General features: G+C 70.9%; 14 protein-coding genes and 2 pseudogenes. 8 read left to right on the top strand and 8 right to left on the bottom strand.

The window, feature by feature from the left end; translation table 11 throughout:
• The first annotated feature begins 26 nt into the window (after window positions 1-26).
• From ABZ919_RS28790 to ABZ919_RS28800, 3 genes and pseudogenes are all read left to right on the top strand, one after another.
• Window positions 27-994, top strand: a pseudogene (locus ABZ919_RS28790) (pyridoxal-dependent decarboxylase).
• A 200-nt stretch (window positions 995-1,194) separates the two neighbouring features.
• A complete protein-coding gene (locus ABZ919_RS28795) occupies window positions 1,195-2,208 on the top strand; it encodes a helix-turn-helix domain-containing protein (protein WP_361253276.1) in 1,014 nt (337 codons plus the stop codon).
• Between the two features lie 331 nt (window positions 2,209-2,539).
• Window positions 2,540-2,794 (top strand): hypothetical protein, encoded by a 255-nt coding sequence (locus ABZ919_RS28800; RefSeq protein ID WP_361253278.1) that lies wholly within the window; start codon window positions 2,540-2,542, stop codon window positions 2,792-2,794.
• A 76-nt stretch (window positions 2,795-2,870) separates the two neighbouring features.
• Here the strand turns inward: ABZ919_RS28800 and ABZ919_RS28805 are convergent, their stop codons facing one another.
• The gene (locus tag ABZ919_RS28805; RefSeq protein WP_361253280.1) at window positions 2,871-3,371 is read right to left on the bottom strand and encodes a MarR family transcriptional regulator; all 501 of its coding nucleotides are present in this window, start codon (window positions 3,369-3,371) and stop codon (window positions 2,871-2,873) included.
• Between the two features lie 87 nt (window positions 3,372-3,458).
• On the opposite strand from ABZ919_RS28805, the gene ABZ919_RS28810 reads away from it, so the two are divergent.
• Window positions 3,459-4,304 (top strand): SDR family NAD(P)-dependent oxidoreductase, encoded by an 846-nt coding sequence (locus ABZ919_RS28810; RefSeq protein ID WP_361253281.1) that lies wholly within the window; start codon window positions 3,459-3,461, stop codon window positions 4,302-4,304.
• A gap of 184 nt (window positions 4,305-4,488) precedes the next feature.
• Entirely contained in the window at window positions 4,489-5,037 is a 549-nt protein-coding gene (locus ABZ919_RS28815) for a hypothetical protein (protein ID WP_361253283.1), read from the top strand.
• A 169-nt stretch (window positions 5,038-5,206) separates the two neighbouring features.
• Here ABZ919_RS28815 and ABZ919_RS28820 read toward each other — a convergent pair whose 3' ends face one another.
• Together ABZ919_RS28820 and ABZ919_RS28825 are read right to left on the bottom strand one after the other, a co-directional pair.
• Window positions 5,207-5,929, bottom strand: coding sequence for a hypothetical protein (locus ABZ919_RS28820; protein ID WP_361253285.1), 723 nt, complete (start codon window positions 5,927-5,929; stop codon window positions 5,207-5,209).
• Window positions 5,930-5,961: 32 nt separating this feature from the next.
• Window positions 5,962-8,187: an MMPL family transporter gene (locus ABZ919_RS28825; protein WP_361253287.1), complete on the bottom strand. Its 2,226-nt coding sequence runs from the start codon at window positions 8,185-8,187 to the stop codon at window positions 5,962-5,964.
• 224 nt (window positions 8,188-8,411) lie between these two features.
• On the opposite strand from ABZ919_RS28825, the gene ABZ919_RS28830 reads away from it, so the two are divergent.
• On the top strand, window positions 8,412-9,035 hold the full coding sequence (locus tag ABZ919_RS28830) for a TetR family transcriptional regulator (protein ID WP_361253289.1): 624 nt from the start codon (window positions 8,412-8,414) through the stop codon (window positions 9,033-9,035).
• Window positions 9,036-9,446: 411 nt separating this feature from the next.
• Here ABZ919_RS28830 and ABZ919_RS28835 read toward each other — a convergent pair whose 3' ends face one another.
• Window positions 9,447-9,617 (bottom strand): hydrophobic protein, encoded by a 171-nt coding sequence (locus tag ABZ919_RS28835; RefSeq protein ID WP_201836391.1) that lies wholly within the window; start codon window positions 9,615-9,617, stop codon window positions 9,447-9,449.
• Window positions 9,618-9,744: 127 nt separating this feature from the next.
• Window positions 9,745-10,333, bottom strand: a pseudogene (locus ABZ919_RS28840) (aldo/keto reductase); the annotation flags it as partial.
• A 389-nt stretch (window positions 10,334-10,722) separates the two neighbouring features.
• Here ABZ919_RS28840 and ABZ919_RS28845 point away from each other — a divergent pair.
• Window positions 10,723-11,556 carry a PIG-L family deacetylase gene (locus tag ABZ919_RS28845; protein ID WP_361253291.1) on the top strand — a complete coding sequence of 278 codons (834 nt, stop codon included), beginning with the start codon at window positions 10,723-10,725 and terminating at the stop codon, window positions 11,554-11,556.
• A gap of 491 nt (window positions 11,557-12,047) precedes the next feature.
• On the opposite strand, the gene ABZ919_RS28850 is transcribed toward ABZ919_RS28845, so the two are convergent.
• Complete coding sequence (locus ABZ919_RS28850) at window positions 12,048-12,191, bottom strand: hypothetical protein (protein WP_361253293.1); 144 nt, start codon at window positions 12,189-12,191, stop codon at window positions 12,048-12,050.
• Window positions 12,192-12,403: 212 nt separating this feature from the next.
• Entirely contained in the window at window positions 12,404-13,060 is a 657-nt protein-coding gene (locus ABZ919_RS28855; protein WP_361253295.1) for an NAD(P)-binding domain-containing protein, read from the bottom strand.
• A gap of 76 nt (window positions 13,061-13,136) precedes the next feature.
• Between ABZ919_RS28855 and ABZ919_RS28860 the strand changes: the two genes are divergently transcribed.
• Window positions 13,137-13,487: a helix-turn-helix domain-containing protein gene (locus tag ABZ919_RS28860; RefSeq protein WP_361253297.1), complete on the top strand. Its 351-nt coding sequence runs from the start codon at window positions 13,137-13,139 to the stop codon at window positions 13,485-13,487.
• A 521-nt stretch (window positions 13,488-14,008) separates the two neighbouring features.
• On the opposite strand, the gene ABZ919_RS28865 is transcribed toward ABZ919_RS28860, so the two are convergent.
• A complete protein-coding gene (locus tag ABZ919_RS28865; RefSeq protein WP_361253299.1) occupies window positions 14,009-14,635 on the bottom strand; it encodes a TetR/AcrR family transcriptional regulator in 627 nt (208 codons plus the stop codon).
• Between the last annotated feature and the right edge of the window lie 25 nt (window positions 14,636-14,660).

Here is a 14,660-nt window from a genome sequence, read left to right on the forward strand (position 1 = left end):
GGTGCGTATCGCCCCCGATCAGCGACATGAGCACCGGCAACAGGTCTTCGCCGGCTTTCGTCAGCCGGTACTCGTCGCGGGCCCGGCTCCCGGGCTCCCGGGCTCCCGGGCTCCCGGTAGGGAACGGGCGCGACGATCTGCGCGGCCTTCGACTGTGCGAGTGCCCGGGACACGGCGGGCGCCGAGGCCCCGACCCGCGCCACGAAGTCGTCGAACCGGCCGACGCGCAGGGCCGCATCCGCACCGACGCCCTGGCCGACACGCTGGAACGGATCCCGGAAGGTGAGCCGGTCATCGTCTGCCTGCAGGCCGGAAACCTGCACTCGGGTGCCTTCGACCCCATGGCCGACGCGATCACTCTCTCCCACGCTCGCGGCGCATGGGTCCATGTGGACGGTGCCTTCGGTCTGTGGGCCGCGGCCTGCCCGGACCTGCGCCACCTCGTCGCAGGTGTCGAGGCCGCGGACTCCTGGGCCACCGATGCGCACAGGACCCTGAACGTGCCGTACGACTGCGGTGTCGCCATCGTCGCCCACCCGGAGCCCTGACCTCCGCCATGAGCATCCGGGCGAGCTACCTCATGTCCGACGCCGACGGGTCGGCAGACCCTCACTACAAGGTGCCCGAACTCTCACGCCGCGCTCGCGGCGTCCCCGTCTGGGCCGCCCTGCGCTCACTCGGCCGCGAGGGAGTCGCCGCTCTCGTCGCACGACTCGCCCACGGTGCACGGTCGATCGCCGAGCAGATCGCCGCCATCGACACCGCTCACGTCCTCAACGACGTCGTCCACACCCAGGTCAGTGTCTCGTTCGGCGACGACGAACGGACTCGCGAGGTCACCGCCCGGCTGCTCGCCGACGGCACCGCGTGGATGTCCGGCTCGCGGTGGAAGGGCCGCGACGTCCTTCGCGTCTCTGTCAGCAACTGGACCACCGACCAGGGAGACGTGCGTCGGTCCGTCGAGGCGCTGCGCCGGGCCTCGTCCGGGCGATGACAGGCTTTCCCCCGCGAGACCCGGGTCATCCGCCCCAGTCGGGGCCCCCTCACCACGGCGGGAAGGCCACGTGGGGCCCCGGGCACTGCTCCCGGGGACCCCCCGGCCCCGGCCTTCCTCCCGACATGGAAGATGTCGACGGGACAACGGTGACGCACGAACGAGGGTGGCCGACGTCCGACAGCCCGCGGGCAGGCGACATGAAGGCGGAGAACGGCTTGACATTCAACGTGCTTGGACTGACAGAGGTAACCCAGCGCGTCTACGCCATGCTGGTCCATATGCCCCACGCCACGGCTTCGGAGCTCGCCGGCGCCTGTGAACTGTCCGTTCCCGCAACCACGCGGCAGCTGGCCGATCTGGTCAGGCAGGGCCTGGCGACGCGGGCCACCGGCCGGCCACCCCGGTTCACCGCGGTGGCCCCCGACATCGCCGTCACCGCGCTGATACGGCGCCGTGAGAAGCAACTCGATGAAGCCCGGTCGCAGGTGCACCGGCTGATGGAGGCACACCGGGAGGCATCCCGGATCAGCAGCCCGGACCTCGCGGTGGAACTCCTCACCGACCGAGCCGACGTCAGCGCCGCGGTGCAGTGCCTGACCACCCAGGCGCAGCGTGAGATACGGGCCTTCGACCGGCCGCCCTACGTCGACCGGCCCGGCAGCAACTTCGACGAACAGATCGCGCGGCAGCGCCGCGGCGTCGCCCACCGCGTGATCTACGACCGCGCCGCCGTCGCCTGGCCGGGCCGCCTCGCGGACGACATCCTGCCCAGCGTCCGGGCCGGCGAACAGGCCCGTGTCCGCACCGAGCTGCCGCTCAAACTCGTGATCTGCGACAGCCGGGTCGCGATCATCCCCATCAGTTCGGCGCCGGGCGGGCAGTTGGCGGCGTATCTGGTGAAGAGTTCACCGATGCTGGTGGCCCTGGAGTCGCTCTTCGAGGTGGAGTGGGAACGGGCGGTACCACTGCCCCTGCCGAACGGCACAGTCGCCGCCGAGGCCTGCCCCGAGAACAGCACCGGCGAACCCGACCACGAGACCCGGTCGCTGGTGTCGCTGCTCGCGGCAGGGCTCACCGACGCCGCGATCGCCCGGGCCCAGGGATGGAGCGAGCGCACCACCCAGCGCCGTATCCACCGGCTGATGGGTCAACTGGGGGTGGACACTCGATTCCAGGCCGGGCTGACCGCCGCACGCCGCGGCTGGCTGTGACCCTGCGCCGTCGGCCACGCGGCGGCGGACGGCCCGGCTTCCCTGGGAGGCCGGGCCGTCGTGTGTCCGCGGTACACGGTGAGGTCGGCGTTCGGCAGCGCAGTCCAGGCGTTGTCGGCGGGGTCGGCGCATAGGTCTTCCGGCCGTTGGCGGTGCTGTAGGCCGCTCCCCCAGGTGGTGTCTCGGCAGATCGGCGATCGGTGACAAACTGTTGGTGCCGGGGGTGTAGGTGGACCGTGCGTCCCTTCCCCCCGGTGCCGACCACGCGCCCCCCGGCGCCGCCCCGGTCCGGCCACGGACCACTCGAGTCCGGTCACCCCAGGATGGGCGTGTGAGCTCCGATACGCATCGGATGGCGATCCTCACCTACGACGGGGTCACACTGCTGGAGCTCGCCGGCCCCGCCGAAGTGCCCGGGGAGGCGGATCCGCTCGGCGCCGGCTACCGGATCGCCCTGGGGGCCACGACGGTTCTCAGGCAGGCAGTGCACCGGGACCTGTTGCCGCAGGGCATCGAGCGCCTGCTTCCGGGAGGCCGGGGCGATCACCACCTGCCTCCGGGAGTCGACGCACGTGGTTCCCACTGATCAACGAAGCCACCTCGGACGGCCGAGCCGCCCTCTGGTGCCCTGGTGGTGGGCGGCAGGCATTGCGACCGTCGGTTCACCGGCGTGACCGGGTGGGCCGGGTCGCCGGCTCCTGCGCCAGCTTCTCCTTCTCCGCCTTCAGCTTGCGCCATACCGTGCCGAGGGCCTCGATGTCGCGCTCGTCGAGGAGGTCGGTGAAGACCGGCGCCAGAACCTCACGGCGGGTGGCGTCGGCCTGCCCGAAGACCTGGCGGCCCTCCTCGGTGAGCGAGACCTCGACCGACCGAGCATCGCGCTCCGATGGCGTGCGGGTCACCAGCCCCCGCGTCTGCAGGGCGTCCACGACCCGGGATACCTGGCTGCGGCTGAGCATGGTGCTGTTGCCGAGAACGGAGGCGGGCACGGGCTCGGGGCTCGATGCCAGCCACAGCATGACCTCGAACCAGGACACAGGGAGATCGTGCGCCTTGATGAGGGCTCGGTCCACGCGCTCGGTCATCACCGTGCCCGCCCAGACCAGCCCGTAGAAGGCGTAGTCAGCGGCGGGCATCTCGGCCTGGGGCAGCTTCTTCGGCATGACGCGAGTATAGGCGGTGTTGCGTGCGCACACACATAAAGCTATGTTGTGTGTGCACGCACTTAAACCGCTGCGAAAGGCTCCGCCATGTCCCCCACCCCCCGTACCGTCCTGATCACCGGCACCTCCTCCGGTATCGGCCTCGCCGCCGCCGTCGCCGCCGCCCGGGCGGGCTGGCGTACGGTCGCCACGCTCCGCGACACCACCCGGGCCGGCGCCCTGCGCAAGGCCGCCGCCGAAGCGGGCGTCGAGCTCGACGTCCGACAGCTCGACGTGACCGACGAGGCATCCGTCACCGCCGCCCTCGACGGCGTGATCGCCGACTACGGCCGCCTGGACGCCGTCGTCAACAACGCGGGCGCCGGCCACCTGGGCACCCTGGAGAACGACTCCGTGGCGGACATCCGCAGCGTGATGGAGGTCAACTTCTTCGGCGTGCTGAACGTCTCCAAGGCCGCGCTGCCGCACCTGCGCGCCGCCGAGGGCCGCCTGATCACCGTCACCAGCGTCGGCGGGGTCATCGGCCAGCCGTTCAACGAGGCCTACTGCGCGGCCAAGTTCGCCGTCGAGGGCTACATGGAGAGTCTGGCCCCTGTCGCCCGCACTCTGGGGGTGAGCGTATCGGTCGTGGAACCCGGCGCCGTGGCCACCGAGTTCGTCAACAACATCGGCGTCGACCTTGATGCCGCCATCGACGCCGGGCCGTACACCGACGCCCTGCGCCAGTACATCGACCGCACCGCCGAGCAGTTCCTCGACGGCAGCGCCCAGACCGCGGCCGGGGCTGCGGAGGCGGTCATGGAGGCTCTCCACGCCGACCGGCCCGCCTTCCGCATCCAGACCACCGACTGGGCCCGCACCTTTGTCGGCACCAAGCTGGCCGACGTCGACGGCTCCGCGGTACAGGCCCTCACCTCCGCTTGGGTCGCCTGACCACGTTGCTGACAGCGTCGCCGTGACCGCGCCCGCCTGCGAACCGAAGGGCGGACGCCCGGCTGCTCAGAGCGGTGGAGCCCGTCGATCTGCTCGACCAGGCGCTGGTCTGAGCGGTGGGACTCGCCTGGGACTCACCAGTGGTGGGCGGGCGGGTACGCCCTCACTGGGTGAAGCTGAAAGCGTGAGCATCAGTAGCGAGCGCCCGGTAAGCGCTGAACAGATCTACGCAGCACTGACCGCTCTGGCGGCCGAGCCGGTGGCGGATCCGGAGAAGCGACCCGAGGGGCCGCAGGAAGAAGACCGCCTGCACCTGCTGGGCAGCCTCCTGGCGAAAACAGAACTCGAGATCACCGCCGCAACCCGTCTGACAGGGGAAGAGGAGGAGATCGAGGACGTCCTCGAGACGTTGCTCGGCTGGGGGGAGCAGGTAGGAGCGGATCCCGGCCTGGCGGTGAACGTCCTGACGAACCGGCTGCAGCGCACCGCGGTGCAGGTCTCCGAGCCCGAGGCGGAAGAACTGCCACCCGGCCGGGAGGCCGCCTTCGCCGCCGTCATGACGGCGGTGTACACGCTCGGCGCCCAGCTGCACGCCGACCGCGGCGACACGGAGGGAACCCGACACGCCCTGAGCGGGGCGGAAGAAGCCCTCATTGACATCCTGCAAGGCATCCATGACCTGCGCATCGCCATCGGCGACGCGCCCGGGCCCGAGGAACAAACCGACGACTGACCGGTCCGGCCTCACGGTCCCCAGCCCCCAGCCCCCTGCCGGCAGCAGGCAGCCGGCAGCAGGCAGGGGCACGGTCCGACCGCAGAAGAAGCCGAGTGCCTCCGACGGCGTGAGTGCTCACCTGCCGGCGGCTACGGCACCGGGTCCCGCCGACCCCCGGCACATCCCATCAAGCGGCTTCCCCTCCCGCGCTCGGTGTCGGCCCGGCGGCGATGGAGAAGCCCAGGACGAGGCCGGCGCCGCCGGCGTGCGCCGATGTGAGCGCGACGCCGTGGGGCAGTGCGGTGACGGCCACCGTCCTGGGCTTCAGCTCGTCGCGGAGTCCGGAAGTGGCCGGCAGCCCGGCGAGGTCGTCGACGGCCACGCTTCGGCCGAGGACGCTCACCGTGGTCGGCGTGACGGTGAGGGCGTGCGCGGTCGTGGACAGGGTCGCCCGCACGGTGACCGGCAGGCCCAGGCGCCCGACGGTCCCTGCGAGGATCAGGTCCCCGTCCCGGCCGCCGGCGGTGAGGCCGTTGCCCGTCGCGCCCAGGCGCCGGGTCACCTGGTCGTATCCGACGAGGGCGGTCGCGGTGCCGCCGGCGCTGTCGCCGTTCGTCGTGACGTCCTTCAGGCGGACGGTCACATCCAGCACGGCGTGCTGACGGTGTACTCCCTTCGCGTTCACCTCGACGTCTCCGACCTCCCCTCCCAGGGTGCGCAGGCCCGCGAGGGGGGTGGTGAGGTCGGCGTGCACCGCGCCGTCCGGCTTCAGCCGGCGCGCGGCCTGGGCGACCACCCGCTCCTCGGTGCGGTGCTCGACGAAGAGGTCGGTCGCGCCGGTGAGCAGGGCCAGGGTCGCGGCGGTGGCGGCAAGGATGAGGCGGGTTTTCCCGCGGAAGTTCGGTCTCACGTCGTCATTGCTCCGGATCGGTCGGCGTGCGGTCAGGCATGCAGACGCGGGAGGACCCGGTCGAGCCGGCGGGGTAGCCACCAGTTCGCCCGGCCGATGAGGAACATGGCGGACGGCACCAGGATGAGGCGGACCACTGTGGCGTCGACGACCACGCTGATCGCCAGCCCGAGGGCGAGCATCTTCACGACCACGGTCGGTGAGGCGGTGAAGGACAGGAACACGGCGGTCATGATGAACGCGGCAGCGGAGATCACGCGCGCCGTCGCGGACAGCCCCTCCCCCACGGCGAGCCGGTTGTCGCCGGTGCGGTGCCAGGCCTCCGCGATCCGGGACAGCAGGAAGATCTCGTAGTCCATGGACAGCCCGAAGACGATCGCGAACATCATCATCGGCACGTACGACTCGATGGGCACCGGCTCCGAGAGCCCCAGCAGCGAGTCGCCCCACCCCCACTGGAAGACCGCGACGAGCACGCCGTAGGACGCGGCCGTGGTGCACAGGTTGAGCACGACGGCCTTGAGCGGGATCACCAGGCTGCGGAAGACCGTCATGAGCAGCAGGAAGGCGAGGACCAGGACGATGCCGATGACGATGGGCAGCCGTTCGCCCACCGTGTCCCGGAAGTCGGCCTGGCCGGCCACGGTTCCGGTGAGGTAGGCCTCGGCGCCCGTGCCGTTCAGGGCCTTGGGCAGTGCGCGCCCGGAGAGGGCGTCGAGCAGGTCGCCGGTCGCGGCGTCCTGCGGGCCGGTGGTCGGAGTGATCGTGGTGACGAGGATCCTCCCGTCGGCGCTCGCCTTGACGGGGGTGAAGGCGGCCACGCCGTGGGTGGTCCTCAGGGCCGTGGCCACGTCGCTCGTGATCCGGTCGACGGGGGACTTCGCACCGCTCACGTCGACGACGCCTACGACCGGCCCGTTCGCCCCCGCACCGAAGCCCTGCCCGTCGGCGTGCGCGATCCAGTCGTACGCGGTCCGGGTGCTGCTGCCGAGCCGGTCGGCACCGGCATCGACGTGGCCCAGGCGCATCGACAGCAGGGGTACGGAGCACACGCCGAGGACGGCGACGCCGACGGCGAGGAACGTCCACGGGCGCCGGGCGACGAGGTCCGCGTAGCGGTTCCGGCCGCCGTCGGCCGCCGTGCCCTCGGCGACCGGGCGGCGCAGCCGCAGCCGGTCGATGCGCCGGCCGACCAGTCCCAGGGCCGCCGGTACGAGGGTGAGGGCCGCAGCGGCGGTGACGACGACGGCGAGGGTGGCCGCGAGGCCGATCTTGCCGATGAAGGTCAGCCCGCAGGCGTAGAGGCTGAGCATGGCGACGGCCACGGTCAGGGCGGCGATGAGGACGGCGCGTCCGCTGGTGTGCGCGGTGCGGGCCGCGGCGTCGACCGGATCGCGCCCGTCGATGAGGTCCTGCCGGAAGCGCGTCGTCAGGAACAGGGCGTAGTCGATGCCGACGCCCAGGCCGATCATGCCGGCGAGGGTGGTGGCCGAGGTCGCGAAGGAGAGCGTGGCGGCGACGATGCCCACGATGCCGAGGCCGACCCCGACGCTGATCAGCGCGGTGCCCAGGGGCAGCAGCGCGGCGAGGACACTGCCGAAGGCCAGCAGCAGGATGACGAGGGCGGTGACGACCCCTACACCCTCGCTGAGCTTGTCGTCGGCGGGTGTACGGACCACCTGATCCAGATCGCCGCCGTAGGCGAGGCCGAGCCCCGCCGCCCGGGCGGGGCCGGTCGCCTTGTCCAGTCGCCCGGTGTAGTCGTGGCCGAGGTTCTTCAGCTGCTCGTCGAAGGAGACGGTGGTGTACGCGGTGCGTCCGTCGGTGCTGGTGACGGGCGCGGAGACGGCAGTGACGTGCGGCAGATCGCGCAGGTCCGCCAGGGTCCGGTCGAGCGCGGAGCGCTGGTCGGCGACGGCGCCGGAGCCGGTGTGGAAGACGACTTTGCCGTTGGGCCTGCCCGCCTGCGGCATCGAGGTGGCGAGGAGATCGGCGCCGGTGTGGGAGGCGGTGCCCGGCAGGCTGACCTGGTCGCTGAAGGTGGGCGCGGCGAGATGCCGTCCGGCCACAGCCGCGACGAGGACCAGCAGCCAGGCGGCGATCACCGCTGCCGGGTGCCGGGCGCAGAAGCCGCCGAGGCGACCGAGTCCGCGGCGGGCCGCGGCGAAGTCCGTCGCCGGATGGGCGAGGTCCGTCGCCGGATGGTCTGCGGTGTGTGCCCCGCTCGGTGCGGGTGGGTGGTGCAGAGGTCGGGCCACCGTGGTCTCCAAGTGAAAGTGTCACGAGCGACACGAACTCTAGAGAAGAAGTGGCATGAATGACAATTGGCAGTGGTGTCATTTGCTGGCGTGACGACGTCGGGAGGGCCCGCGCACCAGGGACGGGACGGGGCGACCGTTGGGGGTGGCATGTGCGTCAGCCGCACGTAAGTGGCATGTGTGTCAATTGACAGTCGCGGCACCGTGGCGGGAGGCTTCGGACCATGCCCAGTGAGATCGCCCCGGCCGGCCTGCGCGAACGCAAGAAGGAGGAGACGCGGCACCGCCTGCTGGAAGGGGCCGCACGCCTGTTCAAGGAACGCGGCTTCGAGGCCACCACGGTCGCGGACATCGCCGCGTACGCGAACGTCTCCGTGCGCACCTTCTTCCGCTACTTCGAGAGCAAGGAAGCGCTGCTGCTGCCGGACGGCGTCGAGATCTTCGCCTACGTCGAGAACGCCCTGGCCCGCCGTCCGGCGGACGAGGAACCCCTGGACGCGGTGTGCAACGCCCTGCTGGAGGCGGCCGAACCGTTCGCCGCATCCACGCTGACCGCCCTCAGCCATCCGGTCCAGGACATCGAGAACGTCGTCACGGCCCGGCTCGTCCAGGCCTTCTCCGACTTCGAGGAGCGGCTCACCGTCCTGGTCGAGCGCAGGCTGCCGCCGGGCACGCCGGACGCCGACCTCACGGCCGCGGTGATCGCGTGCGCCGCCCTGTCCGCCGTCCGCGCCGTACTGCGCACCCGCAGGGCGCGCCGGGCGTCCGGCCTGCCCGACACGGGCCCAGCGCCCCTGCTGCAGGCCCTCGGGATCCTGCGCGGGATCGGCTCACCCGAACGACCCTGACGGCGGGCGGGGAGCCGGTGGCCGCGGCGGGGAGGGCGCGGGAGTGGCACGGCGCGGCGCGGCAGTACGCCGGTCCCACCGTCGCGGAGGCGCGGTGCTGGCGGAGGCGCGGTGTCGGCGGAAACGCGGCCGCGCGATTTCGGCGGCGTGCACGTGCGACTTCGGTCTCGACGGCGCCCGCAAGGCGTCAACAGACGCTCAGCCCGGTCCGGACCGCCCCGGGCCTTGACTCGCCATCAGCCGAGAAGGGCCGCCGACGCCTTCGACGCGCCTGGCGAAGCACACCACGGCCCCGGAGCGAAGGGCGCCGGGACGAGCCGGCTGCCTCTCACGCGTGTGGGGCCCGGCCGTGATCGGCCGGGCCCCACAGCACTCCTGCGCGGTGCGTACCGCGCGCACTCAGATGCTTGCCTACCAGCGGTACCAGCGGCCCCTCCGGCCTGCACCATCCGCAGAACGGACGACGAAGCCCAGTAGCCACACCACGAGCACGATCACCGCGATCCACCACAGTGCCTTCAGTGCGAAGCCCGCACCGAAGAGGATCAGAGCCAGCAGAAGAACCAGAAGCAGGGGAACCATTGTCATCAACCTCCTGGCCACCGGATGCCCTTACTTCAGTCCTACAAGCACATAATTTTGGAGTTACTTCCGTTGGGTGAAGGCATGCGCGCGCCCTGCACGGTTCCCCGTCTCCCGCATCTCAAGGGTGCGCCGGGTTCGTGGTGCCGGGAATGGCCAGCACGTGCGGACCGCGGTGGAGGGTCCATGCGAGCCGGACCTGGGCCGGCGTCGCATCGTGGGCGCGGGCGACAAAGTGGACACGTGCGTCGTGCTCCTGGCTTGCGGCGGCCTCGCGACGCAGGCCGGAGACCGCGAAGAACGGGACGAAGGCGATGCCCTGCTCCCCGCACAGGTCCACCAGCCCGCATTCGTCAGCGTGGCGCCAGTCCAGGCCGTAGGAGTTCTGCACGCAGACCACGGGCGCGATCGTCGAGGGATCACGCGCCGGGCCGACCTTGGTGACCACGACCACGTCGCCGTACCAGGATGAGAGGGCTCGGCTGATGAGCTCGTTCGCGGGCCGCAGTGGCGCGACGTAGAGGCGGCCGTGTCGATGTGGTGACACCCTGCTCGAACGCGCTGTGCAGCAGGCTGAGGGCGACGTCGCGGTCGATCGGCGTGCCGTCGGAGTTCCCTCTCATGCCGTTACCCGTCAGCCGCATCGCGCCGTAGCCGATGCGGTTCACCTCCAGGTCCCCGAGCTTCCAGGTTCCTGCTGCCGCCGCTGCGCTCACCGTGCTCCTTCGCCGTCGGTTGGTCAGGTCCTGGAGTATGGGGCCGTCACGGTGTCCTGCGACAGGTCAACTGGTGGGCGAAACGTCACATCGCCATCGGGAACTAACGGTCGCCTCAGGACCGTTGGACCCGACGAAAGAAAGGCGACGGCGGCTGCGTTCAGCGCGGCCGTGCAAGGTGCTCACCAGCCCGCCGGTCGTATGCGGCTGGGACGAGCGGGACGGAACGCGACCTGCCCACGAGCAGGAAGTGGGGAGATGAGGCGAACACGTCCGTCCCGTGCCTGAGTACAGGGGGGATTTTCGTATAGACCCCTCGATGTCGGGCGACCGCTCATCCGCCTGCCGCAGACCCGGACCGAGGCCTTTTCACACAGGAGGACTGCTACATGAATGACCGGCCCTTGACGCTCATGGCGGTGCACGCCCACCCCGACGACGAGGCCACTGGAACGGGAGGCGTCCTCGCACGGTATGCGGCGGAGGGCATCCGCACGGTCCTCGTGACGTGCACCGACGGCAGTTGCGGTGACGGACCGGGGGGTGTAAAGCCGGGCGATCCCGGGCACGATCCGGCGGCCGTCGCCTTGATGCGGCGTCAAGAACTCGAAACCAGCTGCAACATCCTGAAAGTCAGTCACCTCGAGATGCTCGACTACGCCGACTCCGGGATGACGGGCTGGCCGGCCAACGACGCCCCCGGATCCTTCTGGCAGACCCCCGTGGAGGAGGGCGCTGCCCGACTCGCGGAACTCATGCGCCGCCACCGGCCCGACGTGGTCGTCACCTACGACGAGAACGGCTTCTACGGCCACCCCGACCACATCCAGGCGAACCGCATCACGATGGCGGCGCTGGCGATGACCGAACCGACACCGAAGGTGTACTGGACGACGGCGCCCCGCTCGATGATGCAGCGATTCGGGGAGGTCATGCGCGAGTTCGGTGCGGACTGGCAGGAGCCGGATCCCGCAGAGGCCGCCGCGATGGCCCGGATCGGACTACCCGACGAGGAGATCACCACCTGGGTGGACACCACCGCCTTCGGCAGCCAGAAGTTCGATGCGCTGGCCGCGCACGCCAGCCAGGGCGAGAACATCTTCTTCCTCAAGATGGGCCAGAAAAGGTTCACCGAATTGATGGGTGTCGAGACCTTCGTACGTGTCCACGACACCACTGGCGCGGCCCTGCCCGAGAACGACCTCTTCGCCGGACTGCGCTGATCCGCCCGCCTCCCCAGGTGCCCGGGAAAGCTGATGGCCGGCAGGGCTCGATCGAATGGCGGCACGGCTCGATCGAGGGGCTTCGCACGCTTGAAGGCTTGCTCACGCGGGGTCCGCTCCCCCCGCCCACGACCAACAGGACCAGCGCCGTGGAAGCCACCGACAACGCCACCTGACAGCAGCCCGACTCGGCCGACGCAGCCCGGGCGAGCGCCCCCTCCCCCGAGCCCACCATCCACGCGGCACGAGGGTCTCCGACAGCGAATCGTCCGAGACCCTCGTGCGGCCGAGCTCGACAGGCCGCGAGCCTCCGGCACTGCACAGCGACACGCATCGTGCGGCGCACCTGCCCATCCGGCTCGAAAACCCACGACACGGCACGAGTGGTGCCGCGCCGCCATCCGGCCGGACCCGGGACGTCGGGCACGGGCGCGGACCAGTGGCTGACCGGACCCCGGCCGGTGCGGGACGCAGCACACCGGGCGGCGGCTTCAGATTCCGAGGGACAGTCCGAGGGGATAGCCCACAAGGGTGCTGACGGGTCGTTCGAGAAGACCGTCGGTGATGTCGTCGGTGTCCCGTGCCTGGGCGGCTGTGGCGGGGACGATCCCTCCCAGGGAAAGCAGCGCGCTCACTGCTGCAACGGTCAAGATGCGGCGGACAGACATCATGGTGATTCCCTCTCGGTGAGGAGAGACGCCGGACATGCGGACAGGCAAGAGACTTCCCACCCGCCAGACCAGTGCACGCTCCACGTCACTCGTTCAAGGGACGGCCGCCCCCGGCCCCGCCTACGACTGTGGCTGCCCTGGCTTTGCGGACACGACCCAGAGCACGAACGAAGAGCTCAAGCACTCTCGGCTCGTGGGCCTGTGGCATAGGCCAGTGGCGGCGCGATCGCCCGTACGTCCGCCCGCTCCCCCACCCACAGTCCGATGAACAGTGCGGCGGTCGCCTCCAGCAGCCCGGCGCGGTCCAGCCCGCCCCCGGCCACCGGTTCGCAGCCCGTGTCCCGCACCAGCTTGCGTGCCAGTGCGAGTGCCGCCTCGTCGTCCCCGCAGATCGGAACGGTCAAGGGCTGCCCGTCGAACACGGGCGGGGTCATGCGCCACACCTCCTCGTGACAGAGGTTGAACGCTTTGACGACATGCACGCCCGGTGCCGCCGCAGCCAGTCGGCGCGCGGCCGAGGGGCCGCCTTCCGTCAGTAGCCGGAAGCCGGGCCCGACGGGATTGGCGCAGTCGAGCAGAACCTTCCCCTGCAGTGCCGACTGATGCTCTCTGACGGTGTCCGCTCCCGCGCCGTACGGCAGCGCTGCGAGCACCACCTCGCCGAAGCCGGCCGCCGACCGCAGACTCCCGTGCCCCGTACCGCCTATGCGCGTCGCGAGCCGCTGGGCCTTCTGCTCGTCCCGGCCTCCGACGAACACCTCGTGTCCGGCCCGCACCCACTGGGTGGCCAGTGCGTCGGCCATGTTCCCCGTTCCCAGCACACCGATCTTCATCGATACACCCCTGTCCGTATCTGCTCCAACCGCTTCCGGGACGACACTAGGAAACCCGTCGGGCACCATTTGGTACGTGACGACCGACGCCTACCTCGCTGACTGCCGTGCCCGCCTGGCCTTCGACCTCCTCTCCAACACCTGGAACCCCGTGCTGATCTGGGTTCTGCGGGACGGCCCCAAACGTCCCGGCGAACTACGCGAGCGCATCGGCGGCATCAGTCCCAAGGTCCTGACCGAGACGCTGCGGCGGCTGGAGTTCAACGGGCTGGTGACACGGCATGCCTATGCCGAAGCGCCGCCTCGTGTCGAGTACGAACTCAGCGCTCTGGGGCGGACGTTGCTCGGCCCGATCGACGCATTCGGCGCTTGGGCCTTCGAGCACGGCGATGAGGTCATGGCCGCCCAGGAACGAATGGGTGGGTGAGCTCCCGCCCGTGAGCTCCCAGCCCGTGTCGCGGACCTGCCAGCGGGTCCGCAGGCGGCGGAACCCGTGCAGGTGGGCGAAGTCGCGGTCGACAACCGGGCGTTGAGCACCCAGTCCGGAAGCGTGCTCGGCGCCTCGCCGGGTGACCAGCGGCCTCACGCCGGGCTTCCCCACCAGGCGACGGCACTTGTCGAGGTCGTACCCGCGGTCATCGCGAACGATGTCCGGCCGACGCCGTGGTCGGGGTCCGCGTTACCGTCCCCGTCGCCCCTAGCCGAGGCCCAGGCCCGGGCCCGGGCCCGGGCGCGCAGCGTGTCCGGCGCATCGGCCGCGTCGGAAACCGTCCTTGACGGAGGCGCCCGGCGCGGTGGTGTCGATACGCGCCGCCGGCACGGTGGGGTCGACACCCGGCACCACCGTCACCGCGTCGGGTTTGTACCGCGGCGTGCGGGCCGGCGCTGCCCAAGCCTCCAGGGCGAACTCGCCCACCAGGGGTTCTTGCGGTGCCTCTGGCCGGCGCCTCAACCAGGGGTCAGGAAACCGTCAACGACCCGGCGGGCCACATCCGCCGCCGCGGCGTCCCCGAGTCGCAAGGCGGTGTTGGTTCCGAGGAGGACCGCGTCGATCTGGAACGCGGCGAGCTCGGCGTCGGCTTCTGCGATCTGCCCGGTCTCGACGGCACGACGGAACTCGCCCGCGAGCAGGGCCAGCCAGTCCCGACGCTGCTGGGCCAGCGCGTCGCGGACCGGGCCGGGGCGGCTGTCGAAGTCGGGGAGGCTCGCCGCCCAGAAGCAGCCACCGGGGAAGAGCGGCGCACTCGCGTAGGCGATCCAGTGTTCCGTCAGGGAACGCAGTCGTTCGGCGCCGGGAGGGGACGTCAGAGCCGGGCCCACCACTTCGTCCAGGAACGCCTCACGGGCCGCTTCGACGGTGGCGAGTTGGAGCTTTTCCTTCGTCCCGAACAGGGTCTGCACCCCGCTCTTGCTCAGACCCAGGTCGGTGGCCAGCCGGCCGATGCTCAGCCCGGACAGCCCTTCCAGGGAGGCCACGTCGGCGGCGTGACGAGTGATCGCCTTGCGAGTCCGGTCGCCACGGACCAAACGGAGGTCCGTGCGTCCCGGAGTCTCAGCCCTGTGCAGCTCGTTCATGGCTCCATCCTGCCACGCTTGAACA

This window comes from Streptomyces sp. NPDC046759 (genome assembly GCF_040645475.1).
In the GTDB taxonomy this organism is placed as follows: domain Bacteria; phylum Actinomycetota; class Actinomycetes; order Streptomycetales; family Streptomycetaceae; genus Streptomyces.

Bases quoted from the DNA above. Each gene is read 5' to 3' on its own strand.
- ABZ919_RS28805 (WP_361253280.1), bottom strand. From the start codon at position 3,371: ATGCCGAAGAAGCTGCCCCAGGCCGAGATGCCCGCCGCTGACTACGCC.
- ABZ919_RS28855 (WP_361253295.1), bottom strand. From the start codon at position 13,060: ATGAAGATCGGTGTGCTGGGAACGGGGAACATGGCCGACGCACTGGCC.
- ABZ919_RS28810 (WP_361253281.1), top strand. From the start codon at position 3,459: ATGTCCCCCACCCCCCGTACCGTCCTGATCACCGGCACCTCCTCCGGT.
- ABZ919_RS28865 (WP_361253299.1), bottom strand. From the start codon at position 14,635: ATGAACGAGCTGCACAGGGCTGAGACTCCGGGACGCACGGACCTCCGT.
- ABZ919_RS28795 (WP_361253276.1), top strand. From the start codon at position 1,195: ATGAAGGCGGAGAACGGCTTGACATTCAACGTGCTTGGACTGACAGAG.
- ABZ919_RS28835 (WP_201836391.1), bottom strand. From the start codon at position 9,617: ATGGTTCCCCTGCTTCTGGTTCTTCTGCTGGCTCTGATCCTCTTCGGT.
- ABZ919_RS28830 (WP_361253289.1), top strand. From the start codon at position 8,412: ATGCCCAGTGAGATCGCCCCGGCCGGCCTGCGCGAACGCAAGAAGGAG.
- ABZ919_RS28845 (WP_361253291.1), top strand. From the start codon at position 10,723: ATGAATGACCGGCCCTTGACGCTCATGGCGGTGCACGCCCACCCCGAC.